This is a genomic window from Rhizobium hidalgonense (assembly GCF_005862185.2).
Taxonomy (GTDB): domain Bacteria; phylum Pseudomonadota; class Alphaproteobacteria; order Rhizobiales; family Rhizobiaceae; genus Rhizobium; species Rhizobium hidalgonense.
The window spans coordinates 2855840-2878106 of record NZ_CP054027.1 but is presented as its reverse complement, the minus strand read 5'-3'; the positions used below and the strand labels follow the sequence as shown (position 1 = coordinate 2878106).

The window sequence follows — 22267 nt, the reverse complement described above, 5'->3', positions numbered from 1 at the left end:
CGTCGGGCCTGGACGAGAGGGACAGGGTCAGAGCGTCAGCGGATACTGCCGGTGCACCTTGGCGATCTCCGCTAAGACCTCGTCCGAAAGCCTCAGGTCGGCCGCGCCGATATCGACTTTCAGCTGCTCCATCGTGGTTGCGCCGATGATGGCCGAGGCCATGAAGGGCCTGGACAGGCAGAAGGCGAGCGCCATGGCGGCCGGGTCGAGGCCGTATTTGCGTGCGATCTCCAGATAGGCCTTGGTCGCCGGCTCCTGCAACGGCTGCAGGCGACCGCCGATATCGTGGTTGATCGAGCCGCGCGAGCCCTTCGGCCTCTGACCATCGACATATTTGCCGGACAAGATGCCGCCGGCAAGCGGCGAATAGGCGAGCAGCCCGACATCCTCGTGATGCGAGAGCTCGGCGAGATCGAGGTCGAAATGGCGATAGAGCAGATTATATTCGTTCTGGACGCTGGCAACGCGCGGCAGGCTCTTCTGTTCAGACAGTGTCAGGTATTTCTGGATGCCCCAGCTGGTTTCGTTGGAAAGGCCGATCGCCCGGATCTTGCCTTCCTTCACCAGTGCGCCGAGCGTTTCCAGGATGTCGAGCATATTGGCGACGGCCTTGTCGCGATCCTGGTTGAACGGATTGTAGCCCCAATTCTGGCGGAAATGGAAATGGCCGCGGTTCGGCCAGTGGACCTGGTAGAGATCGACATAATCGGTCCGCAGCCGCTTGAGGCTAGCCTCAAGCGCCAGCCGGATATTCCTCGCATCCGCACCTTCGCCGCCGCGCAAATAATCGCGGCCGCGTCCGGCGACCTTGGTGGCAAGCACGATATCTCCGCGCTTGCCTGATTTTTCGAACCAGCTGCCGATATAGTCTTCGGTCCAGCCCTGTGTTTCCGGCGAAACCGGTGTTGTGGGATAAAGTTCGGCAGTATCGAAGAAATTGACGCCCTTTTCGACGGCGTAATCCATCTGCGCATGCGCGTCGGTTTCGCTGTTTTGCGAACCCCAGGTCATGGTGCCAAGGCAGATTTCTGAAACGGAAATGTCGGTGCGGCCGAGTGACTTGTACTTCATGAGAAAACCTTGGGAGAGAGCTGAAGCCTTGTGAAGGAGCTGAAGCCTTGGGAAGGACCGGGCAAATCTAGGCCGGATTTGGCGGAGCGCAAGAGTAAAAACCGGGCTTTTGCGCGTGCGCGACAGGCTTTGCCGAGAATGAGCCGCCACTTGACTCTGCCGGAAAGAATGTCAATTGGAGGCAAAACAGCCTCAAGGGGCGCAATCAGCGGCAAGAGCCAGGGACACGAGAATGACCATTGCTTTCACTTTTCCCGGTCAGGGCAGTCAGGCCGTCGGCATGGGCAAGGATCTCGCCGAGAACTTCGCCGAAGCCCGCGCCGTTTTCCAAGAGGTCGATGAGGCGCTCGGTGAAAAGCTTTCTCATGTCATGTTCAACGGTCCCGAGGATACCTTGACCTTGACGGCGAACGCCCAGCCGGCGCTGATGGCCGTCTCGATCGCCATTATCCGCATTCTCCAGGCGAAGGGGCTCGATCTGAAGTCCAAGGTCGCCTATGTCGCCGGCCATTCGCTTGGTGAATATTCGGCCCTTTGCGCCGCCGGCACGTTCTCGCTCGCTGACACGGCGCGGCTGCTGCGCATCCGCGGCAATGCCATGCAGGCGGCCGTGCCCGTCGGCGTCGGCGCCATGGCAGCGATCATCGGCCTCGAACATGCCGACGTCATCGCCGTCTGCCAGGAAGCGGCCGCCACCGGCGCCTGCCAGATCGCCAACGACAATGGAGGCGGCCAGATCGTCATCTCGGGCGAGAAGGCAGCCGTCGAAAAGGCCGCCGGCCTGGCAACCGACAAGGGCGCCAAGCGCGCCATCCTGCTGCCGGTCTCCGCCCCCTTCCATTCCAAGCTGATGGCGCCTGCTGCCGAGGCCATGCGCGAAGCGCTGGCAAAGGTCGCCAAGTCCGATCCCGTCGTGCCCCTGATCGCAAATGTCCGCGCCGCGCCGGTGACCACTGCCGACGAGATCGTCAACTTGCTGGTCGAGCAAGTGACCGGCCAGGTCCGCTGGCGCGAGACGGTGGAATGGTTCGCCGGAAACGGTGTCGCCACGCTTTATGAACTCGGCTCCGGCAAGGTGCTGACCGGCCTTGCGCGGCGCATCGACAAGACGATCAACGGCATCTCCGTCAACGGTCCGGCGGATATCGACGCGGCCGTCGCCGCCCTCATGGCCTGATTGGTATTTCCAGATATCCAGATATAAGGAACGTTTCCATGTTCGATCTTTCTGGCCGCAAGGCTCTCGTCACCGGCGCATCGGGCGGTATCGGCGAGGAAATCGCCCGCCTTCTCCATAAGCAGGGCGCCATCGTCGGCCTGCACGGCACCCGCGTCGAGAAGCTGGAAGCGTTGGCCGCCGAGCTTGGCGAGCGCGTCAAGATCTTCCCAGCAAACCTTTCCGACCGCGATGAGGTCAAGGCGCTCGGCCAGAAGGCCGAGGCCGAGCTCGAAGGCGTCGATATTCTGGTCAACAATGCCGGCATCACCAAGGACGGCCTGTTCGTGCGCATGAGCGACGAGGATTGGGACGCCGTTCTCGAAGTGAACCTGACGTCGACCTTCCGGCTGACGCGCGAATTGACGCATCCGATGATGCGCCGCCGCTATGGTCGCATCATCAACATCACCTCGATCGTCGGCGTCACCGGCAATCCGGGCCAAGCCAATTACTGCGCTTCCAAGGCCGGCATGATCGGCTTCACCAAGTCGCTCGCGCAGGAAATCGCCACCCGCAACGTGACGGTCAACTGCGTGGCGCCCGGCTTTATCGAAAGCGCCATGACCGGCAAGCTGAACGACAAGCAGAAGGAAGCGATCATGGGGGCGATCCCGATGAAGCGCATGGGCACGGGCGGCGAGGTTGCTTCGGCGGTCGCTTATCTTGCATCCTCCGAGGCCGCCTATATGACCGGCCAGACGCTGCACGTAAACGGCGGCATGGCGATGATCTGAAACGACAAACCGCTGGCATGGGAAGTTTTCCGCCAATAGCATGTTGAGCAATCACGAACCGTTGATTTTCTCGCTTTGCGGCAGACCTAAAGCATGTTAAGCGGGCCAATGACTGTCAACAGTCGTCCCGAGAAAGCAGACGGACCGGCGGGCTTTTCGCAAGCCTGGGACCTCTCTGAAGCCGGGTAAACGAGTTTGCCGAGGATGTCTGAAAACATCGCAGGCTGAAACAGGGTAGGGGTGCCGCAACGGCATTCCGATCAGGACATAAGGTCGAGGAAACCGACATGAGCGATATCGCAGAACGCGTAAAGAAAATTGTTATTGATCATCTTGGCGTCGATGCCGACAAGGTCGTCGAGAGCGCCAGCTTTATCGACGATCTGGGCGCTGACTCGCTCGACACGGTCGAACTTGTCATGGCTTTCGAAGAAGAATTCGGCGTTGAAATTCCTGACGACGCTGCCGACTCGATCCTGACGGTCGGCGATGCAGTGAAGTTTATCGAGAAGGCCCAGGCCTGATTCTGTAATTTTGAGAAAGGGCGGGCCTGGAGTCCGCCCTTTTCTTTTCGGCATATTTCTCCATAGAACATAAGAGACGGGGGAAAGCACGCGATGAGACGTGTCGTCATAACGGGTACCGGCATGGTATCACCCTTGGGATGCGGAACCGAGGTGACATGGTCCCGGCTGCTTGCCGGCCAGAACGGCGCCCGCCTCGTCACCGAATTCGAGGTCGACGATCTTCCCGCCAAGATTGCCTGCCGTATTCCCATCGGCGACGGCACCGATGGCACCTTCAACGTCGATCAGTGGATGGAGCCGAAGGAGCAGCGCAAGGTCGATCCCTTCATCATCTACGGCATGGCCGCCGCCGATATGGCGCTTGCCGATGCCGGCTGGCATCCTAAGACCGATGAGGACCAGATCGCCACCGGCGTGCTGATCGGCTCCGGCATCGGCGGCATCGAAGGCATCGTCGAGGCAGGATATACCCTGCGCGACAAGGGCCCGCGCCGCATTTCCCCCTTCTTCATTCCCGGCCGCCTGATCAACCTCGTCTCCGGCCAGGTCTCGATCCGCCACAAGCTGCGCGGACCCAATCATTCGGTCGTCACCGCCTGCTCGACAGGCGCGCATGCGATCGGTGATGCCGCGCGGCTGATCGCGCTTGGTGACGCCGACGTCATGGTCGCCGGCGGAACAGAGTCTCCCGTCAGCCGCATTTCGCTCGCCGGTTTTGCCGCCTGCAAGGCGCTGTCGACCCAGCACAATGACGACCCGCAGAAGGCTTCGCGCCCCTATGACCGCGACCGTGACGGTTTCGTTATGGGCGAGGGCGCCGGCATCGTCGTGCTCGAGGAACTGGAACACGCCAAGGCGCGTGGCGCCAGGATCTACGCCGAAATCGTCGGCTACGGCCTGTCGGGCGACGCCTATCACATCACCGCGCCGTCCGAAGACGGCGAGGGCGCTGGCCGCTGCATGGCGATGGCGCTGAAGCGGGCGGAGCTGACGCCGGCCGATATCGATTACATCAACGCCCACGGCACCTCGACCATGGCCGACACGATCGAGCTCGGCGCCGTCGAGCGGTTGGTCGGCAATGCGGCGTCGAAGATCTCCATGTCCTCGACCAAATCGGCGACCGGACACCTTCTCGGTGCTGCCGGCGCGATCGAGGCGATCTTCACCACGCTTGCCATCCGTGACAATGTCGCGCCGCCAACGCTTAATCTCGACAACCCCGAGCGCGAAACGGCGATCGATCTTGTTCCGCACAAAGCGCGCGAGCGAGAAATCAATGTGGCGCTGTCCAACTCGTTCGGATTCGGCGGCACGAACGCGTCGCTCGTTCTGCGCCGTTACGCGCAATAAGAGACATGCGCGCGGTGTAACGGGTGTCCCTTACGCCGGCCGGTCCTCGCAGTTGCTTAGAAGAGCGTGCGGGAGCATAACGACCAGCAACGGCGCCGTTGAGCGGCGGCAGAACCTGCTTTTGCCGCATTGCTTCGCGAAATAGCGAAGTGAGGGTCAAGTTTTAGAGGATTGCCGGTGAGCGATACGACGAACCAGAGCAACGATACCCCGCAGGGCGAGAACGGCCGGCAAGGGCAGAAGGGACCGATCATCCCGAAGTCGCCGAGTGAGGCCCTGCGTCCGGAGCGCGTTCCGGAGCCGCCGAAACGGTCGAAGAAGGCCCGCGGCCAGGTCGTTCTTTTCCTGAACTTCATCATGACGATGGCGGTGCTGGTTTGCGTCGTTGCCGTCATCGGCTTCTACTACGCCACATCGACCTATAGGAACCCCGGTCCGCTGCAGACCAACACCAATTTCATCATCCGCAATGGCGCCGGTCTCGCAGAAATTGCCACGAACCTCGAGCGCAACGCGATCATCAGCGATGCCCGCATTTTCCGCTATCTCACGGCAACGCATCTTTCTGCCGGTGAGAGCCTAAAGGCCGGTGAATACGAGATCAAGGCCAGGGCCTCCATGAGCGATATCATGGAGCTGCTGAAATCGGGCAAATCAATTCTCTATTCCGTTTCCTTCCCCGAGGGACTGACGGTCCGCCAGATGTTCAACCGCATGCTGGAAGACAAGGTGCTGGAAGGCGATCTGCCGGCAGCCCTGCCGGCCGAGGGCAGCCTGCGCCCGGATACCTACAAGTTTTCGCGCGGCACCAAGCGCTCGGAAATCATCCAGCAGATGGCGGCGGCACAGCAGAAAATCGTCGATCAGATCTGGGACAAGCGCGACGCCTCGCTGCCGCTGCGATCCAAGGAAGAATTCGTGACGCTCGCCTCGATCGTCGAAAAGGAAACTGGCGTAGCCGACGAACGTGCCCATGTCGCCTCGGTTTTCTTGAACCGGCTCGGCAAGGGCATGCGCCTGCAGTCCGATCCGACCATTATTTACGGTCTTTTCGGCGGCGACGGCAAACCCGCCGACCGGCCGATCTACCAGTCGGACCTGAAGCGGGACACGCCATACAACACCTATGTCATCAAGGGCCTGCCGCCGACGCCGATCGCCAATCCCGGCAAGGATGCGCTCGAAGCTGTCGCCAATCCCTGGAAGACGCAGGATCTCTATTTCGTCGCCGATGGCACCGGTGGCCATGTTTTCGCCGCGACGCTCGAGGAGCACAATGCCAACGTCAAGCGTTGGCGCAAGCTCGAGGCAGACAAGGGCTCGGATCCCAACATCGCCGTCGACGGTCAGCCGGAAGAGCAGCCGGCGGATGACGGTGCTGCCGTCGCGCCGCCGAAGAAAAAGAAGATCAACTGACAACTTCTGGAGGCTCGTATGGCTTTGCAATCCATGACCGGTTTTGCGCGACGCGAGGGAACGAGCGGCCGCTGGCGCTGGGCATGGGAACTGCGTTCGGTCAACGGCAAGGGCCTCGACTTGCGGCTGCGCCTGCCGCCCGGCCTCGAGCGCATGGAGGCGGACGTCCGCCGCGTTGCCGGCGAAAGCTTCAGCCGCGGCAACCTGCAGGCCTCGCTCTCCGTCACCGCCGACGAGAACCGCTTCGAGGCTGTGTTGAATAAGCAGGCACTCGCTGCCGTGCTTGCTATGCACGAGCAATTGGAAGGGATAATCGATCCGTCGCCGCTGAAGCTCGATACCCTGCTTCTGGTGCGCGGCATCGTGGAATTCCGCGAAAGCGAGGATGGCGAGGAAGCGCTTGCCGCCCGTGATGCGGAAATCGCTGCCGGCCTGTTGGCAGCCCTTGCCGATCTCAGAGCGATGCGGGAGCAGGAAGGGGCGGCGCTGACCCGCATTCTGCTCGACCATATCGCGACGATCGAAGGCCTGACGCGGACGATCGAGGCTGATCCCTCACGTTCGCCGCAGGAGATCGCCGCGCGGCTTGCCGCGCAGGTCGCCTTGCTGATGGACGGCATGGCCGCGCTCGATCGCGACAGGCTGCATGCCGAAGCCGCATTGCTGGCGACCAAGGCGGATCTGCGCGAGGAAATCGATCGTCTAAAGGCGCATGTCGCCGCGGCGCGCGATCTCCTGGTGAAAGATGGTCCGGCCGGCCGCCGGCTGGACTTCCTTGCACAGGAATTTAACCGCGAATCGAATACCATCTGCTCGAAGTCGAATGCCTCGGCGGTCACCGCCGCCGGCATCGAGTTGAAAGTCGTCATCGACCAGTTCCGCGAGCAGGTCCAGAATTTGGAGTAAGACATGAAACCGGCGAAATCCTCGCCCGTGCAGATCGCCCGCCGCGGTCTGATGCTTGTCATCTCGTCGCCGTCGGGCGCCGGCAAGTCCACCATCGCGCGCACGCTGCTGGAGAAGGACAGGCAAATCGGCCTCTCCGTCAGCGTCACCACCCGGCAGCGCCGCCCGAGCGAAATCGAGGACGTGCATTATCACTTCAAGAGCGTTCGCGAGTTCGAGCGGATGCGCGATAGCGACGCGCTGCTCGAATCGGCCGAGGTGCATGGCAATTTTTACGGCACGCCGCGCGAGCCGGTCGAGCAGGCCATGGCCGAAGGCCGCGATATGCTCTTCGATATCGACTGGCAGGGCGCCCAGCAATTGCAGGAGAAAATGTCGGCCGATGTGGTTTCGATCTTCGTGCTGCCGCCGACCATGACCGAGTTGCAGTCGCGGCTGCACCGCCGCGCCGAGGATTCCGAGGAGGTCATCCAGACGCGCCTCGCCAACAGTCGCGCCGAGATCGCCCACTGGCGCGAATATGACTACGTCATCGTCAATGACGATCTCAACGCCGCGTTTGACGCCGTCCAGTCGATCGTCAAGGCCGAACGGCTGCGCCGTGACCGCCGCCACGGCATGTTCGATTTCGTCCGCGAGCTGCTGGAAGAGACGCCGTCGCTTTAAGAAAACCCCAGAAAAGCGCGAAGCGGTTGTCTACAGGCTGTTTGCCAGAAGGCAGAACTCCTCGACCGACAAGGTTTCCGCCCGGCGCGCCGGATCGATCCCGGCCTTGACGAGCAGGCGCTCGCCGCCGAGCGGTTTCAGGCTCTGGCGCAGCATCTTGCGGCGTTGTCCGAAGGCGGCCTGCGTTACCTTTTCCAGATTGCCGACAGCGCAGGGGATGGGGTTTTCGCGGGGTGTCAGATGCACCACCGTCGACGTCACTTTCGGCGGTGGCGTGAAGGCCTGCGGCGGCACATCGAAGGCCATCCGAGCTTCCGTCCGCCAGCCGCAGAGCACGCCGAGCCGGCCATAATGATCGTCGTCTTCACAGGCGACGATACGCTCGCCGACTTCCTTCTGAAACATCAGCGTCAGCGACTGCCAGAATGGCGGCCAGGCTTTCGGCAGCAGCCAGTTGACCAAAAGCTGCGTGCCGACATTGTAAGGCAAGTTGGCGATGATCTTGATCGGGCCTTCCGGCGCCAGCGCCTCGAAATCGGTCTTCAGCGCATCGCCTTCGATCACCTCCAGACGGCCGGGATAATGATCGGCGATTTCGGCGAGCGCCGGTAGGCAGCGGGCATCCCGCTCGATGGCGATGACCTTCCTGGCGCCGAGCGCCAGGATCGCCCGCGTCAACCCACCGGGGCCGGGGCCGACCTCGAAGATGGTCGCATCTTCGAGCGGGCCGGCGGTGCGGGCGATCTTCTGCGTCAGGTTGAGGTCGAGCAGGAAGTTCTGCCCGAGCGCCTTGCGCGCATCGAGGCCGTGACGCTGGATGACGTCGCGAAGCGGCGGCAGGCCATCGAGCGCTGCCATCAGCGATGGCTTTCCGCGCTGCGGCCGAGTTGGGCGGCGAGCTTCAGCGCCGCAACGAGGCTCTGCTCGCGCGCCAATCCCTTGCCGGCGATGCCGAAAGCGGTGCCATGATCCGGGGAAGTGCGCACGAAGGGAAGCCCGAGCGTGACGTTGACGCTGTCGTCGAAACCGAGTGCCTTGGCCGGGATCAGCGCCTGATCGTGATACATGCAGACGGCGACGTCATATCGCGCCCGCGCCTCGTCATGGAACATCGTGTCGGCGGGCAGGGGGCCGATCGCATCGATGCCCTCGTCGCGCAGGCGCTCGATCGCCGGGCGGATGACATCCTCGTCCTCCTTGCCGATCGTTCCGTCTTCGCCCGCATGCGGATTGAGGCCGGCGACAGCCAGCCGCGGCGCCTCAATGCCGAAGCGCTGCTTCAGGTCTTCATGGGCGATCCGGCAGGTCTTCAAAATTAGTTCGCTCGTCAGCGCCTGCGGAACGTTCCGGATCGGAATATGGATGGTGACCGGAATGGCCCGGAGCTTCGGTCCCGACAGCATCATGACAGGCGTCACAGGTCTGCCGGTCGCCCTGGCGGCGAGATCGGCGAGAAATTCGGTATGGCCGGGATACCGGAAACCGGCTTCGTAGAGTACCGACTTGGCGATCGGATTGGTGACGACCGCCAGCGCCTCGCCGTTGATGACAAGCGACACGGCTGTTTCGATCGCCGCGATCGTGCCCTTCGCCGTTGCCGCATGCGGTTCGCCGGCGACCACTGCGATACCGGCAGGCACTGGCATGACGGGCAGCGCGTCGGCAAACATGCTGGCGGCCTCGCTGGCTTTATCCGTCTCGCGGATCGAAACCGAAAGGTTGAGCTGGCGGGCTCTCAAGGCCAAGACATCGGGATCGCCGATCAGGAAGAAAGGCGGCAGGCCGAGTTCACGCCGCCGGAGCCAGGCCATCAGCGTAATATCCGGCCCGATGCCGGCGGGATCGCCCTGGCTCAGCGCAAGCGGTCGCGAAAACGGTATCGTCATCGCCGGTCAACGATAGGCGATCTGCGCCTTCTTGCGCAGTTCATCCAGGTACTTCTTACTGTTTTCGTTTTCCGGGGTAGCGTCCTTGCTGTCCTTGGACTTGCCGAGGTCCTCCTGGCGGAAGACCATTTCGGCCGCCTGGTCGTCAGAAACCTGGCGCTGACTGCAGATTGCCAGATATTCGACGCCCTTGTCGGTGACGCGGGTCCCTGTGGTATTGCCTTTGGCCTGCTCGACCAGCGGCTTCCAATCCGGCGGGATCTCGGGCGCCAGCATGCGGCCGAGATCGCGCACGGAAACGTCGCGCATCGTCGCGGCAAACACCTTTGCCTGATCGCAGCCCGGAAACTTCGAGCGCGACGCCTCGGCTTCGCCCTTGCGCTTGCCGGTGATTGCGTTGCGCTTGGCTTGCGGAACGACGAAGATGATCTGCTGCAGTATATATTCTGTTGTGACCGGCTTCTGCTTGTTGTTCTGCATCATGCGTGAGACGAGGTCATAATTCGACAGCCGCGAGGTCGAACCGTAGCGGGCGTTGACGATACGCGGCCAGCTCATTTGCACGGCGATGAAAGCCTTGAAATGATCGACGCCGACGCCTGCGCGATCGAGGATCTGCGACATCTGCTCTGGGGAAAGCTTGTTGCCGGCCGAAAAGCGGGCGAAAGACGCATCGACGTCCTGCTGCGAAACCGACATTCGGACGCGGGCGACCTCTTGCCGCTTGAGCGCCTCGTCGATCAGTTGCTCCTCGGCAGCCTTGGCATCGGCCTTGGTGTGCTGAAGGCGCAGGAAGGCCTGGCGCTTGGCGACGTCGCCGCTGGTGATGGCAGTGCCGTTCACCACGGCCTTGACCTCGCTTGCGGCAAATGCTGGAGCGGCGACACCCGTCAGCAGGGCAAGCGCTGCCCCGGCGAGAAACTTGGTTATGGCTTTTTTCGCGTCAATCATCCACTGACCTCCCGATAGCGCCGCGAGACGTTGTTCGCGGCGTTTTTTACCACAGTGAAACACACGGACATCGCTTCCGTCACGGCGCGAAACCCCTATGCCTCAGATATCGACTGGCAGCAATGTCTTGTACAGGCATACGGCGAAAGAATGGCTTCAGGCCATGTTTGCGCCGGCCGCCCCTCATTGCAGGGTGTCGGTGCCGATCTTGATGTCGCCGAGCGTGCGGAAAGTCAGCCGTGCGCCGATCGTCCAGTCGCTTCCCGACTCGTCGTCGGAATCTCTGCTGTCCGTATAGGCGATCGTGAAGATCGTGCATTCGTCGTCATAAGAGAGGCCGATCGTCCGCCGGCTGATCACATCATTGTTCAGATCCCAGGCAATGCCGCCGAAAATCGACCAGTAATCCTTGAACTTGACGCTGCTGTTGGTCTGGATCTCGTCATTGTCCTCGGCGAAGCCATATGCCGGCTGGGCGCTGAGATGAGTGTAGGTCAGCTGCGTCGAGAAGGTGTCGTTCTGGTAGGCCGTCGTCAGATCGCCGCGGCGGAATTCGAAATCCTTTTCGTCGAGCCGGTAAGAGGCTGCGACGGAAACGCCGTAGGGTGTTTCGACGCCGCCAAGGCCGACATAATCGGAACGATCGGTTTCCAGGCCCGAGTCCGCGCCGACATTGACGAGATCATCGGTTGCAAACGAGTTCTGGCCGGCAATCTGATAGGATTGGCCGAAGATGCCGTGCAGTTTGTAGCCGCTGTCGAAAGTCCCGGTATACTGGACGCCGAGATTGGCCCGGGTACCGCCTTCGATACGGTCGTAGCCCGAGAATTTATCGCGGTCGAACAGCGAGGTGGCGTCGAAGACGAAGCTCTGCGCATCCTCGTTCGGCAGCCGGCCGGCGAGCTGCTCGTCGGGGCGGGCATAGATCTGTGCGATTGGCTCGAGAATATGGGTGCTATTCTCAGTCGTCATCAGGATCGGATAACGCAACTCCAGCCCGGCCGTGAACATTGAGCGGGTAGCCGAGTTGTCGTCGAGGTAGTTGCCGGAGTAACCGGTGGGGTCATCCATGTTCAGCGCGAAGGCGTCGCCGCGTGCAGCCAGCAGCGGCGTGATCACTAGGCCGGTCGGCGTGACATAGGTGCGCTTCCACTGCAGTTCCGCCGTCAGGCGCGAGGTCTGTCCCCTCAGGCCGCGGAATCGGTCGAAGCCGTCGACAGTGTAGAAGTCGTCATGGGTGCGCGAAATATTGGTCAGGTTGACATCAGCCGACAGTTCGCCGCCGGCCAGCGGCTGCGGTGCCACATAATGGTAGTCGAGCGACGGATAGACGATCGCCTGCTGCTTTTCCGCCGTGTTCGTCCGGTCGGCATCCTGGACGTCGAAATAGAACGCCCGCATGTCGAAATAATTCCGTTTCCCAAGTCCCGTCAGGTAGATCTGGTTGGTGCGATCCGTGCCGCTGAGGCCGCGCAGCTTATAGGTTTTCGAGAAATTATTGTCGCTCTGCATCATGACGTCCCAGCCGAACGTCCAGCGCGGATTGATGCGGAACTCCGCCTTTGACGCCACCATGCCGCGCTGCTCGGCTTCGGCATCGCTGGTGCCGGAGCTGAAATTATCCGGTTTTGCCTGGTCGATGCCGGCGACGCGCAGGATATGGGTGCCGTTTTCGAAGCGCTGGCGGAATTCGCCTTCGACGAGGAAGCCCTGGGCGGTGTAGCCGGTGGTGGTGACCGTCGCGTCCATGCTCGGCGAGATCACGTAATAATAAGGAATGGAAAGTCCGAAGCCGAGATTCTGCGATAGGCTCATCGTCGGGAAGAGAAAGCCCGACTTGCGCTTCACCGTATTGTCGGGAACTTCGATGAAAGGAAGGAAGGCGATCGGATAGCCGAGCAGCTCGAAGCGCGCACTCTCCAGGCGGATCGTGTGCGTTACGCCGTTCTGGATCACCCGCTTGGCCTTGACCTGCCAGAAAGGCGCGCGCTTCGGATCTTCGGCGCAGGGAAGGCAGGCGGTGTAGACGCCCTTGTTGAGAATCATCATCGTGCCGCCGACACGCTCGCCGCTTTCCGCGACGATACGCGTATTGTCGGCGGTTTCGATGCGCAGCGAATTCAAGAACCCGTCGGCGAAATTGTCGGTCACGTCAAGGTCGTCGGCATAGATGCGATTGCCGTCCGGGCTGACCATCTCGACATTGCCGAGGGCCATCATCCGGCCGGTCTTCTGATTGTACTCGACCTTCTGCGCGACCATTTTGTAGCCGCCATAGTTGATCTGCACGCCGCCGACCGCCGACACCAGGTCGGCATCGCGGTTGTAGACGAGTTCATTGGCCGAAAGCAGAAGCTTGGCCCCTTCAGGAATATTCTTTCCAATCGTTTGGTCGGGCGCGCTGGCCTGGCCGTAGGAGACCGCAGCACTGCCGAAATAGGTACTTAAAGTCGCGCCGACGAGCAGGGCAACCAACTGTTTACTAAAATACTTGCGGTCGCCTGCCGCCACTAGCCGTCCTCCTGATGAAGCAGAATAGTCGCACCCAACGCCAGCGCGACGATCACCGGTATCCACGTCGCCACGAAGGGGGGCACAACTCCACTGCTTCCGAATGCCTTTACAAGCACGGTGATGACATAAAGCATGAAGCCCGAAAGGATGCCACCCAGAATCACGGAGCGGGATTGGTTGAACCGGCTAAATTTTAGGGACACTGTTGCAGCAATGAAAGTCATGGCCACCAGCAGCAACGGCTGGGACAACAGAGAGTTGAATTGCGTCTCCAGCGCCTTGGTCGAGATGCCGAAGGATTTGGCTGCGGCAATGCGGTTGGAAAGGTCAAAGAAACCAATTGTTTCCGGCGCTGTCAGCCGCTCCTGGACGAAGTCCTGTTTCAGATTGGTGCGAAGTTGAACCGAAGCTTTGCGCACGGGGATTTCGCCAGGCTTGCGCTCGACAACGTTGTTAAGTTGCCAGTAACCATCTTCCAATTTTGCCGTCGCGGCGTCCTGTCTCAGAATGACCTGGCCGCGTGAATCGAAATGGATCAACACGGCGTCGATCAGCTTGGTTCCGTTCTCCTGAACCGTCTGGGCGCCGATGATGACATCGTCGCGGCCGCTGATCTGGCGCAGCCACGGAATCTGCGGCGCCTTGCGCAGAACCGCGTTTTCGCCGCGCCAGTCGGACTCGACGAGCAGCGCCTGGCGCTGTCCCCAGGCGGCAAGCGGGTTGAGCGCCGTCATCGTCAGCAGGCCCAGTATCAGCGAGCCGGCAATGAAGGGGAACATGAACTGCCAGACCGAAATGCCGGCTGCGCGCGTGACGACGAGTTCATATTTGCGGTTGAGCCCGATCAGCACCGTCATGCCAACGAAGAGCGCGATGAAAGGCACCGTCTGTTGCAGGATGAGCGGCAAGCGCACGGCGGTCATCATGATGCCGCCGCCGATCGTGTAGCCGGGCAGGCCGGACATGCGGCCCGCCGTCTCGCTGAAATCGAGCAGGAAAGAAATCGCCGAGACGCCGATCAGGAACCAGCCCATCGTCACCAGGTAGCGGCGAAAGAAATAGCGCGACAATGTCCCGAATATCATTGGGCGGCGTCTCCGCCGGTCCTGCCGGTCGCGGCGAGCAGCCATTCCTGCGTCCGTCTCCAGAAAGACGACATCCGGTCGCGAATGAACGACGGTATCGCCAGTCGTTTGTGCAGACCGAGAAAGACGATCGAGATGATGCTGCTGACGATCGGTATGGCATAGAGAACGGCGATATATTCAGGATCGGTGTCGATCTGATTGGCCGCGTAGAATGCCGCCCACCTGAGCGCGAAGGCATAGGCGAGCGCGCTCACCATCGGGTGCAGCCGCGCTTCGCGGTGCGAGCGCGCGTCGCCGGCGATTGCCAGCGAAAACAGCGCAAAGACGACAGGCAGGATCCAGTCCGTCAGCCGCCGATGCAGTTCGGCGCGGTAGCTCTGAGGCCGGATCGTATAATCCTTGTCGGCCGGATCCGGATTGATCAGGAACCACAGGTCGCGGTCACTGGCGCGCAGCGTCGCCTGGCCGCGATTCTCGGTCATGTCCGAGAGGTCGAAGGAGTAGGAATCGAAATTGATCACCGAGACATTGCCGTCTGGCGTTTTCCGGTGCACCTCACCCTCATGCATGATCAGCGTCGTGCCGGTATCGTCGACGGCGCCTTCCTTCGCATAATAGATCAGCTCATACGCCGGATCGCGCTCGTCGGCGACGAAAAGGCCCTTCAGCATACGGCCGGCCATCCGCTTCGAGATCTGCACATAAAGGCCGTCATCAAGTTTGCGGAAGGTCTTTTCTTCGATCACCGAAGACAGCAGATCGGCATAGGTCTCGGCGATCATCTGGCGCACGACGGTTTTTGCGCGCGGCTCGACGACGTTGTCGACGAAGAAGGAAAAGACGCTGACGACGGCGGCAAGCAGCATGATCGGGCGGATCAGCACGCTGCGCCGCGCCCCGGCCGCATCGATGACGGTGAGTTCCGAATCGTTGTTCATCGTCGTCAGCGTCTGGGTAATCGCGATAACGAGAGCAAAGGGCAGGACAACGGGAATGATCGACGGCAGGATCATCGTCGCCAGCTTGGCGAACGAGCCGATCGACTGGCCGCTGTCAGTGACCAGGTTGATGCGCTGCAAAACCTGAGTCGTCCAAATGATCGCCAGAACGGGCAGGAGCGCCACGAGAAACATCTGGCCGACACGCCGCAATATGTATGTCTCGAGTAGTTTCATGCCTGCCCTTGAAAGCACCTGCACGCCCCAACGGCTTTGCAGGAGAAACCCTCTACGCTCTTTGTCGCGGTTTTGCGACAAGCTGGTGTCAAAAATTCATTCAATTTTCAGAATTTTTTTGATGCTGTTGCGACTCAGTTAACGCCAGCAACGCGGCGAAGACGACGAGCGACGAAAGCCATCCGAGAACGACGTCGGAAAGGTAATGCGCGCCGAAGGATAGTCGCATCGCAGGCGTCAGGATCGAGATCGCCGCCACGGGTGCTGCCAGCGCATACCGCATGGATTTGGGAACGAAGAGCAGAAGGCAGAAAAGCCAGCCGGCGCTTGCTGCCTCGCCCGAGACGAACGAGCAGTTCGAAACGCATTTTCCGGCAAGCGACCCTGCCTCGACGAAATGCAGCGCGCCGCCGAAAATGTCCGTCTGTATCGGCCGCGGCCGGCCCCAATGTTCCTTCAGCACGACATTGACGAGCAGCACCGGTCCGATCAGCAGCGTTCCGAGCGCGACTTTCAGCTTGCGCGCCCGTTCGGCGTTGAAGGTTGCGCCATGCTGCTGATAGCATTCGATGAATTTCCACACCATCACGATCGCCACCACATAGGGCAGGCGGAAGAAGATGGTGCGCAGCAGGTCGAAGTTTCCGGAGTCGCGATAGGGAAAGCCGCCGCAAATGCTTCCGGGGCCAGCCGACGCGTCGCAATCCGCATTCGCGAAAAAAAGCTGGGAAAAATAGATGTCGATGCCGGGGAAGGCGCGAAAGACGATCAACAGTGCCCACCACGCCCAGAACAGCAGCATGAATGCACCGAACGTCGTTTTAGGCAGGCGGATTACCGGACCCCGCGGGCGATTTTTCGAGAAAACTGTCAACGCGAATAACTACGAAACCAACGAAAACATGAGGGCCGTGATGGCCGCGGGCGACCATAACAATTGTCGCAAGCCATTGACAGACCCGCCAAACGCGAAATTATCCGCCGGGAACGGATTTCAAAGAATCCCTGCGGAGAAGACATGTCAGCAAAGTTCGAAATCTCATTTTCAAAGTCGGCAAAGCTCACTGGCGGCCTGGCGATCCTGTTGAAGACGGCAGAAGCCGACCGCGCTGCGGGCGCCGACGCAGCCGATCCGGCAGGCGTGATCGCCAAGGCGGCCAGGATCGCCCGATTCTCCGCGAAATCCATGAGCGCGCTGGATATCGTCGCCCCGGAAGGCGCATCCGTCGAGCGTATCGTCGTCATCGGGCTTGGCAAGGCCGCCGACCTCACCGCCTATGATTGGCTGAAAGCCGGCGGTACCGCGGCAGCGAGAATCAAGAATACCGACAAGGCTGCCGTCTTCATCGACGTGCCCGGCCTTCAAATGAGCGCGCGGGCTGCCGCCGATTTCGCGCTCGGCATGCTGCTGCGCGCCTATAGTTTCGATACCTACAAGACGAAGAAGAGTGACGACGAGGAAAAGGCGGCGAAATCCGTCAAGGTGACGATTGTTACCGCCGATCCGGCCGGCGCCAAGAAGGCGGTTTCCGATTCCGAAGCGATCGCCGGCGGCGTCAATCTTGCCCGTGACCTCGTCAACGAACCGCCGAACTTGCTCGGCCCGGTCGAGTTCGCCGCCAAGGCGAAGGAGCTGGAAAAGCTTGGCGTCGACGTGGAGATCCTGACGGAGAAGGAAATGCGCCGTCTCGGCATGGGCGCCCTTCTTGGCGTTGCCCAGGGTTCCGTGCGCCCGCCACGCCTGGCGGTGATGCAGTGGAAGGGCGGCAAAGCCAAGGATCGTCCCGTCGCCTTCATCGGCAAGGGCGTCGTCTTCGATACCGGCGGCATTTCGATCAAGCCCGCCGCCGGCATGGAGGACATGAAGGGCGATATGGGTGGCGCCGCGGCCGTCACCGGCCTCATGCATGTGCTCGCCTCGCGCAAGGCCGCCGTCAACGCCGTCGGCATCATCGGCCTGGTCGAAAATATGCCTGACGGCAACGCCCAGCGTCCCGGCGATATCGTCACCTCGATGTCCGGCCAGACGATCGAGGTGATCAATACCGATGCCGAAGGTCGTCTCGTGCTCTGCGATGCGCTCTGGTACTGCAACGATCGTTTCAAGCCGCAATTCATGATCAATCTCGCCACGCTGACCGGCGCGATCGTCGTGGCGCTCGGCAATGTTCACGCCGGCCTGTTTTCCAATGACGATCAGCTTTCCGCCCAGCTGACGGCCGCCGGCCTTTCCACAAACGAGAAGCTCTGGCGCATGCCGCTCGGCAAGGATTACGACAAGCTGATCGACAGCAAGTTCGCCGACATGAAGAACACCGGCGGCCGGCAGGCGGGTTCGATCACCGCTGCGCATTTCATCAAGCGCTTCGTGCAGGACACGCCCTGGGCGCATCTCGATATCGCCGGCACGGCGATGGGCTCGCCGCAGGACGAGATCAACCAGTCCTGGGGTTCCGGTTTCGGCGTACGCCTGCTCGACGAGCTCGTTCGCGCCCATTATGAATCCTGATGACGGACGTTCTCTTTTATCATCTGACCGAAACCAGGCTGGAAGACGCGCTTCCGCCGCTGATCGACAAAAGCGTCGAGCGCGGCTGGCGCGTCGCCGTCCAGACCCGCGAGGCAGCACGGCGCGATGCTCTCGACGCGCATCTCTGGACGTTCCGCGAGGAGAGCTTCCTGCCGCACGGCACCGACGAGGGCGATTTTGCCGAAAGCCAGCCGGTGCTCTTGACGGTGACATCAGACAATGCCAATGCGGCGACCGTGCGTTTCATCATCGACGGCGCCGAACCGCCGCCGGTCGATGCCTATGAACGCGTCGTCTTCATGTTCGACGGTCACGACCAGCCGCAACTGGAGGCCGCCCGGGCGCAATGGAAGAAGCTGAAAGGCGAGGGGCATAATCTCACCTATTGGCAGCAGACCCCGGAAGGGCGGTGGGAAAAGAAGGCTTGAATTCGGGCCTCAGGCCAAACCGGCCTCGGTCAGAACCTTGTCGATGAAATCCTTCTTTGCGCCGGTATAGGCCGCGCGGCTCTCGGCGAATTTCTGCGCAAGGCCGATCTTCAATTCCTCATAGGCCAGCGCCAGCGGGGGATCGTTTTGCAGCCTGTCGCGGAAGAAGATGTTCCGCCTCCAGTTGAAACCTTGATATTCGACGACATGGGCGAGATGCGTGCGCGTCTCGCCGAGGACGCCTCGGCCGAAGAGGTGGTCGTCAGGCACGATATCCGCACCGGCATAATCGTAACCGATCTCATCCATCGGTCCGATACAGGCAAGCCCATCGTCGAGCCGCGGGACGCCAACCAGGATGTCGATGATCGGCTTTGCTTTGATGCCTGGAATGGCGGTGCTGCCGAAATGCTGGATATCGAGCGCCAGGGGGCCAAGCGCATCGCGAATCCTGGTCTCCTCCAGCAGATTGATCTCGCGCCATTTCGTATTGTGGTCAGAAAGTCTGACCGCCAGATGCGGGACGCCCAATCCAAACGATTCATCCTGCTGCTGCATGGAAACGGCCTTCGAGCGTTAATGCATGACGCCCGGAAGTGTGCAGCGGTTCCGAGGGATAACGATATGCATAAAAGCGTGTCGCATCAATCAAGCGTGATGCGGCACGCCTAGTGTCGCTACTTTAGCGTTGCGCAGAGGCACTGGCATCTGCCGGTGAAGGCAGCTCAGTCGTGGAACGCCTCCACGAATTTCCGCTTGCCGAGCATGAAGGCGTCGGCGACGTGGCGCAGCGGCGCCAGATCGACGTCCGATGTGCCAGCTTTGACGATTTCGGCGAAACGGCGGTAAAGCGAGGGATATTCCTGCTCCGGCTCGGCGAATGTCAGCGTGCCGTCGATGGAAAGCTTGGCGCCGCCTTCGGCGAGCACCATCTGGCCGGCTGCCGTTTCAGCGACGATGTCCCAGCTCTGCTTGCCGGTCTGGCGCCAGTCGAATTCAGCATGAACCGGCAGGCCGTCGGCGTCGCGGAAATGGATGTCGGCAGCGATTGGTGCATCGCGGTTTTCGGGGAATTCGAGCACGGCTCCGGTGATGAAGAGCCGCGGCAGGATATGGGTGACGATCGACAGCGCGTTAATGCCGGGATCGAAAACCCCAAGGCCGCCAGCCTGCCAGATCCAATCCTGGTTCGGATGCCAGTGGCGGACATCCTCCTTCCAGATCACATGCACACTTTTGATCGTCGTCGACCCCAGGAACGCCTTGGCGGCCTCGACGCCCGGCGCATAGCGCGAATGCCAGCTGGCAAACAGCGATGCGCCTTGCTTTGCGGCAAGCGCCTCGAGATCAGCCACTTCGCTCAGCGTTGCGCCGGGCGGCTTTTCCAGAAACACATGCTTGCCGGCGGCGAGCGCCTTGTAGGCCGCTTCGTAGCGATATTGCGGTGGCATGCAGAGCGAGACCGCATCGATCGACGGCTCGGCGTCGAGCATCGCCTCGATCGTCGTATAGCTGTTGATGCCTTCGACCGTGCCATGGCGGCTTGCCGTCGCGACGAGCTTGAAATCGGCGTTCTTGGCAATGGAAGGGAGGTGCTGGTCGCGGACGATCTTGCCGACGCCGACGATGGCGAGGTTGATTGGGGACATGGTTTCGCTCGAGCCTGTGAAAAGTATGATTTATTGCGCTTCTTTTAGCAGAAAGGAGAGCGCCGACAAGCTCTCCCCTTCATTGTCTTCTATCCTACCGCATGATCGCCCATCTACCGCATGATGGTTTGGCGAAGGAAGCTGTAACCCATTGCCGCACGGGCGGCGCGCTCTTGTGAATTACCGTCGCCGCCGTGCCCGCCCGAGCCGAACTCGTGGAAGAACGGCCGGTGCCCGGCTTCCTCCAGCCGCGCGGCGAAGCGGCGCGCATGCGAGGGATGCACCCGGTCGTCATTGGCGGAGCTTTCGATATAGATTGGCGGATAGGTGATCTCGGTCGCCGGCCCGACATTGTGAAGCGGCGAGTAGCCGAGCATGAAATCCCGGTCCGCTGATATCTCCGGATCGCCATATTCGTCCATCCAGGCCTGCCCTGCGCTGAACAGGTGGAAGCGTGTCATGTCGAGCACCGGCACCTGGCACCAGACGGCGCCGAAATCCTGCGGATAACGCGTCAGCATCACCCCGGTCAGCAGACCGCCATTGCTGCCACCCTGGCAGGCGATGCGCGACGGCACGGTGTAGCCGCGGGCGACGAGATCGCGGGCAATGGCGACGAAATCCGCGAACGCCCGGTCTCGCCCCTGCCGCTTGGCGCTGCGATACCAGTCGGGCCCGAATTCGCCGCCGCCGCGGATATAGGCCTGCACATAGGCGCCGCCCTGTTGCAGCCAGAGTCCGGTCACGCCGGAATAGCTCGGCGACAGCGAAACATCGAAGCCGCCATAGCCGTAGAGCAGCACCGGCAGCGCGCCCTTGGTCCATTGCTTCGGCAGGACAAGCCGGTAGGCAACCCTGGTTCCGTCCTCGGAAACCGCCTCCAGCAGTTCGGATGACATATCGGTCGCATCGAAATAGCTGGGCGCTGCGGCGACGAAAATCGGCTCGGCCTCCTTGCTGCGATCCGACAGCTCCAGTCGGTAACAAGCCGGCGGCTGCAGGAAGCCCTGGCCGATGATGCAGAGCGTATCGTCGCCAAGATGCAGATCCGCATAGAGGGGCCTGAAATGGGCCGTCTGCATGTCCGCCGGCAGCGCGATCTCGCGCTGTTCGGCATCAGGCTTCGTCAGGTCCAGCACCATGAGACGCGGACGCAGCCGATCGGAGATGATGAAGACGCACCACTCGTGCATCAGCATCATCTGCGAGATCGACTGTCCGTCGCCAGGTTGAAACAGGATCCGCTCGGGCCCGAGCGGAACTGTCTCCGAGCTTGGATCGAAGCGTTGCAGCACAAGGCTGCCGGTGGCAACGCGCTCATCGGTCTTTGCCCGCCACAGGCAATGATCGTGATTGAACTGGAAGTCCGCTTCCTTTGGCAGATCGATGCGCCGCTGGCTGCCGTCGTCGGCGATCAGGAAAGCGCTTGCGACGCCGATCTCATGGCTGGCGACGAAAATGTCGATCAATCCGGCATCGCCCGACAGGGCTGGGTCGATGACGAGATTGTAGCCATAGACGTCCTCGTCGGCGGCCTCGAACATGATCGCGGCCTCTTCCGGCCGCTGCCCGCGCTTCAATCGCCGCCCGACGCGCGGCCATCCGGAGCGGGTCGCCGAAAATCGGTCGATGGAGCCGAAATAGCAGATCTCGTCGCGGCTCAGCCAATTGGCATGCGATCGTGCGGCCGGCGTATCGAAACCGCCCTCGACGATCTCTTTCCTCTCGGCGTCGAATTCGAGCAGCCGGAGAAGATCGGAGCCGCCGTCCGAAAGCGTGAGCAGCACCCGCGTCGGTTCCCACGGGCAGGTGACGACGCCGCGCCAGTTCCAGCGCTTGCCTTCACTGACGCAGAAGGCATCGAGATCGAAGACCGGCTCCCAATCGCCATCCGGCAGTGGCTGCTGGTCGGCAGGCAGACGGAGCCAGACGCCGAGAGGATTGTCCTTGCTCTGCCGGAAATCAAACAGCCACGCACCGCGGCGCATCGGGACGATCAGCCTGTCCTGCCGCTCGATCAGCGCCTGGATGGCGTCGCGATCCCTGGCGAATTCCGGTGTTCGCAATGCCGCGTCGGAGCGCGCGTTGTGTTCGTCGATGAACTGGCGGGTGCGCGGATCGTCGTCCGCTTCGAGATGAAGGTTCATGTTCGAC

20 protein-coding genes are annotated in these 22267 nt (G+C 61.4%); 9 read left to right on the top strand and 11 right to left on the bottom strand.

Going from position 1 to position 22267, the window contains the following annotated elements; translation table 11 throughout:
* Positions 1 to 27: 27 nt before the first annotated feature.
* A complete protein-coding gene (locus FFM81_RS13865; RefSeq protein ID WP_003574182.1) occupies positions 28 to 1071 on the bottom strand; it encodes an aldo/keto reductase in 1044 nt (347 codons plus the stop codon).
* Positions 1072 to 1303: 232 nt separating this feature from the next.
* On the opposite strand from FFM81_RS13865, the gene fabD reads away from it, so the two are divergent.
* The 7 genes from fabD to gmk all read left to right on the top strand — a co-directional run bounded on the left by fabD (position 1304) and on the right by gmk (position 7892).
* Entirely contained in the window at positions 1304 to 2248 is a 945-nt protein-coding gene (gene fabD, locus FFM81_RS13860) for an ACP S-malonyltransferase (protein WP_025415799.1), read from the top strand.
* Positions 2249 to 2286: 38 nt separating this feature from the next.
* Entirely contained in the window at positions 2287 to 3024 is a 738-nt protein-coding gene (gene fabG, locus FFM81_RS13855) for a 3-oxoacyl-[acyl-carrier-protein] reductase (protein WP_003574178.1), read from the top strand.
* Between the two features lie 287 nt (positions 3025 to 3311).
* Positions 3312 to 3548 carry an acyl carrier protein gene (locus tag FFM81_RS13850; protein WP_003547058.1) on the top strand — a complete coding sequence of 79 codons (237 nt, stop codon included), beginning with the start codon at positions 3312 to 3314 and terminating at the stop codon, positions 3546 to 3548.
* Positions 3549 to 3641: 93 nt separating this feature from the next.
* Entirely contained in the window at positions 3642 to 4904 is a 1263-nt protein-coding gene (gene fabF, locus FFM81_RS13845) for a beta-ketoacyl-ACP synthase II (RefSeq protein WP_003574175.1), read from the top strand.
* 177 nt (positions 4905 to 5081) lie between these two features.
* Entirely contained in the window at positions 5082 to 6320 is a 1239-nt protein-coding gene (gene mltG / locus FFM81_RS13840) for an endolytic transglycosylase MltG (RefSeq protein ID WP_025415801.1), read from the top strand.
* Between the two features lie 18 nt (positions 6321 to 6338).
* Positions 6339 to 7226, top strand: coding sequence for a YicC/YloC family endoribonuclease (locus tag FFM81_RS13835; RefSeq protein WP_025415802.1), 888 nt, complete (start codon positions 6339 to 6341; stop codon positions 7224 to 7226).
* A 3-nt stretch (positions 7227 to 7229) separates the two neighbouring features.
* On the top strand, positions 7230 to 7892 hold the full coding sequence (gene gmk / locus FFM81_RS13830) for a guanylate kinase (RefSeq protein ID WP_003574170.1): 663 nt from the start codon (positions 7230 to 7232) through the stop codon (positions 7890 to 7892).
* Between the two features lie 30 nt (positions 7893 to 7922).
* On the opposite strand, the gene rsmA is transcribed toward gmk, so the two are convergent.
* The 7 genes from rsmA to FFM81_RS13795 all read right to left on the bottom strand — a co-directional run bounded on the left by rsmA (position 7923) and on the right by FFM81_RS13795 (position 16380).
* Positions 7923 to 8750: a 16S rRNA (adenine(1518)-N(6)/adenine(1519)-N(6))-dimethyltransferase RsmA gene (gene rsmA / locus FFM81_RS13825; RefSeq protein WP_025415803.1), complete on the bottom strand. Its 828-nt coding sequence runs from the start codon at positions 8748 to 8750 to the stop codon at positions 7923 to 7925.
* A complete protein-coding gene (gene pdxA / locus FFM81_RS13820) occupies positions 8750 to 9778 on the bottom strand; it encodes a 4-hydroxythreonine-4-phosphate dehydrogenase PdxA (RefSeq protein ID WP_138384822.1) in 1029 nt (342 codons plus the stop codon). Before pdxA ends, rsmA begins: the two co-directional genes overlap by 1 nt.
* A gap of 6 nt (positions 9779 to 9784) precedes the next feature.
* Positions 9785 to 10729: a SurA N-terminal domain-containing protein gene (locus FFM81_RS13815; RefSeq protein ID WP_138384823.1), complete on the bottom strand. Its 945-nt coding sequence runs from the start codon at positions 10727 to 10729 to the stop codon at positions 9785 to 9787.
* A 183-nt stretch (positions 10730 to 10912) separates the two neighbouring features.
* On the bottom strand, positions 10913 to 13240 hold the full coding sequence (locus FFM81_RS13810) for an LPS-assembly protein LptD (RefSeq protein WP_138384824.1): 2328 nt from the start codon (positions 13238 to 13240) through the stop codon (positions 10913 to 10915).
* Entirely contained in the window at positions 13240 to 14328 is a 1089-nt protein-coding gene (gene lptG, locus FFM81_RS13805) for an LPS export ABC transporter permease LptG (protein ID WP_003574161.1), read from the bottom strand. Before lptG ends, FFM81_RS13810 begins: the two co-directional genes overlap by 1 nt.
* Entirely contained in the window at positions 14325 to 15506 is a 1182-nt protein-coding gene (gene lptF / locus FFM81_RS13800; protein ID WP_003574159.1) for an LPS export ABC transporter permease LptF, read from the bottom strand. The genes lptG and lptF overlap by 4 nt, the downstream gene beginning before the upstream one ends.
* 100 nt (positions 15507 to 15606) lie before the next feature.
* Positions 15607 to 16380 (bottom strand): phosphatase PAP2 family protein, encoded by a 774-nt coding sequence (locus FFM81_RS13795; RefSeq protein WP_025415805.1) that lies wholly within the window; start codon positions 16378 to 16380, stop codon positions 15607 to 15609.
* A gap of 144 nt (positions 16381 to 16524) precedes the next feature.
* Here FFM81_RS13795 and FFM81_RS13790 point away from each other — a divergent pair, with 144 nt between their 5' ends.
* The gene (locus tag FFM81_RS13790; protein ID WP_138384825.1) at positions 16525 to 18015 is read left to right on the top strand and encodes a leucyl aminopeptidase; all 1491 of its coding nucleotides are present in this window, start codon (positions 16525 to 16527) and stop codon (positions 18013 to 18015) included.
* Complete coding sequence (locus FFM81_RS13785; RefSeq protein WP_003574154.1) at positions 18015 to 18464, top strand: DNA polymerase III subunit chi; 450 nt, start codon at positions 18015 to 18017, stop codon at positions 18462 to 18464. Before FFM81_RS13790 ends, FFM81_RS13785 begins: the two co-directional genes overlap by 1 nt.
* A 9-nt stretch (positions 18465 to 18473) precedes the next feature.
* On the opposite strand, the gene FFM81_RS13780 is transcribed toward FFM81_RS13785, so the two are convergent.
* The 3 genes from FFM81_RS13780 to FFM81_RS13770 form a co-directional block, all read right to left on the bottom strand.
* On the bottom strand, positions 18474 to 19022 hold the full coding sequence (locus FFM81_RS13780) for a GrpB family protein (RefSeq protein ID WP_097536830.1): 549 nt from the start codon (positions 19020 to 19022) through the stop codon (positions 18474 to 18476).
* Positions 19023 to 19189: 167 nt separating this feature from the next.
* Positions 19190 to 20113 carry a Gfo/Idh/MocA family protein gene (locus FFM81_RS13775; protein WP_025415806.1) on the bottom strand — a complete coding sequence of 308 codons (924 nt, stop codon included), beginning with the start codon at positions 20111 to 20113 and terminating at the stop codon, positions 19190 to 19192.
* A 113-nt stretch (positions 20114 to 20226) separates the two neighbouring features.
* On the bottom strand, positions 20227 to 22260 hold the full coding sequence (locus FFM81_RS13770; protein ID WP_138384826.1) for a prolyl oligopeptidase family serine peptidase: 2034 nt from the start codon (positions 22258 to 22260) through the stop codon (positions 20227 to 20229).
* Positions 22261 to 22267: the final 7 nt, after the last annotated feature.

What these genes read in the sequence shown, in the direction of transcription:
- FFM81_RS13865 (WP_003574182.1), bottom strand. Translation starts at nt 1,071, where the DNA reads ATGAAGTACAAGTCACTCGGCCGCACCGACATTTCCGTTTCAGAAATC.
- fabD (WP_025415799.1), top strand. Translation starts at nt 1,304, where the DNA reads ATGACCATTGCTTTCACTTTTCCCGGTCAGGGCAGTCAGGCCGTCGGC.
- fabG (WP_003574178.1), top strand. Translation starts at nt 2,287, where the DNA reads ATGTTCGATCTTTCTGGCCGCAAGGCTCTCGTCACCGGCGCATCGGGC.
- FFM81_RS13850 (WP_003547058.1), top strand. Translation starts at nt 3,312, where the DNA reads ATGAGCGATATCGCAGAACGCGTAAAGAAAATTGTTATTGATCATCTT.
- fabF (WP_003574175.1), top strand. Translation starts at nt 3,642, where the DNA reads ATGAGACGTGTCGTCATAACGGGTACCGGCATGGTATCACCCTTGGGA.
- FFM81_RS13835 (WP_025415802.1), top strand. Translation starts at nt 6,339, where the DNA reads ATGGCTTTGCAATCCATGACCGGTTTTGCGCGACGCGAGGGAACGAGC.
- gmk (WP_003574170.1), top strand. Translation starts at nt 7,230, where the DNA reads ATGAAACCGGCGAAATCCTCGCCCGTGCAGATCGCCCGCCGCGGTCTG.
- rsmA (WP_025415803.1), bottom strand. Translation starts at nt 8,750, where the DNA reads ATGGCAGCGCTCGATGGCCTGCCGCCGCTTCGCGACGTCATCCAGCGT.
- pdxA (WP_138384822.1), bottom strand. Translation starts at nt 9,778, where the DNA reads ATGACGATACCGTTTTCGCGACCGCTTGCGCTGAGCCAGGGCGATCCC.
- FFM81_RS13815 (WP_138384823.1), bottom strand. Translation starts at nt 10,729, where the DNA reads ATGATTGACGCGAAAAAAGCCATAACCAAGTTTCTCGCCGGGGCAGCG.
- lptG (WP_003574161.1), bottom strand. Translation starts at nt 14,328, where the DNA reads ATGATATTCGGGACATTGTCGCGCTATTTCTTTCGCCGCTACCTGGTG.
- lptF (WP_003574159.1), bottom strand. Translation starts at nt 15,506, where the DNA reads ATGAAACTACTCGAGACATACATATTGCGGCGTGTCGGCCAGATGTTT.
- FFM81_RS13790 (WP_138384825.1), top strand. Translation starts at nt 16,525, where the DNA reads ATGTCAGCAAAGTTCGAAATCTCATTTTCAAAGTCGGCAAAGCTCACT.
- FFM81_RS13785 (WP_003574154.1), top strand. Translation starts at nt 18,015, where the DNA reads ATGACGGACGTTCTCTTTTATCATCTGACCGAAACCAGGCTGGAAGAC.
- FFM81_RS13780 (WP_097536830.1), bottom strand. Translation starts at nt 19,022, where the DNA reads ATGCAGCAGCAGGATGAATCGTTTGGATTGGGCGTCCCGCATCTGGCG.
- FFM81_RS13775 (WP_025415806.1), bottom strand. Translation starts at nt 20,113, where the DNA reads ATGTCCCCAATCAACCTCGCCATCGTCGGCGTCGGCAAGATCGTCCGC.
- FFM81_RS13770 (WP_138384826.1), bottom strand. Translation starts at nt 22,260, where the DNA reads ATGAACCTTCATCTCGAAGCGGACGACGATCCGCGCACCCGCCAGTTC.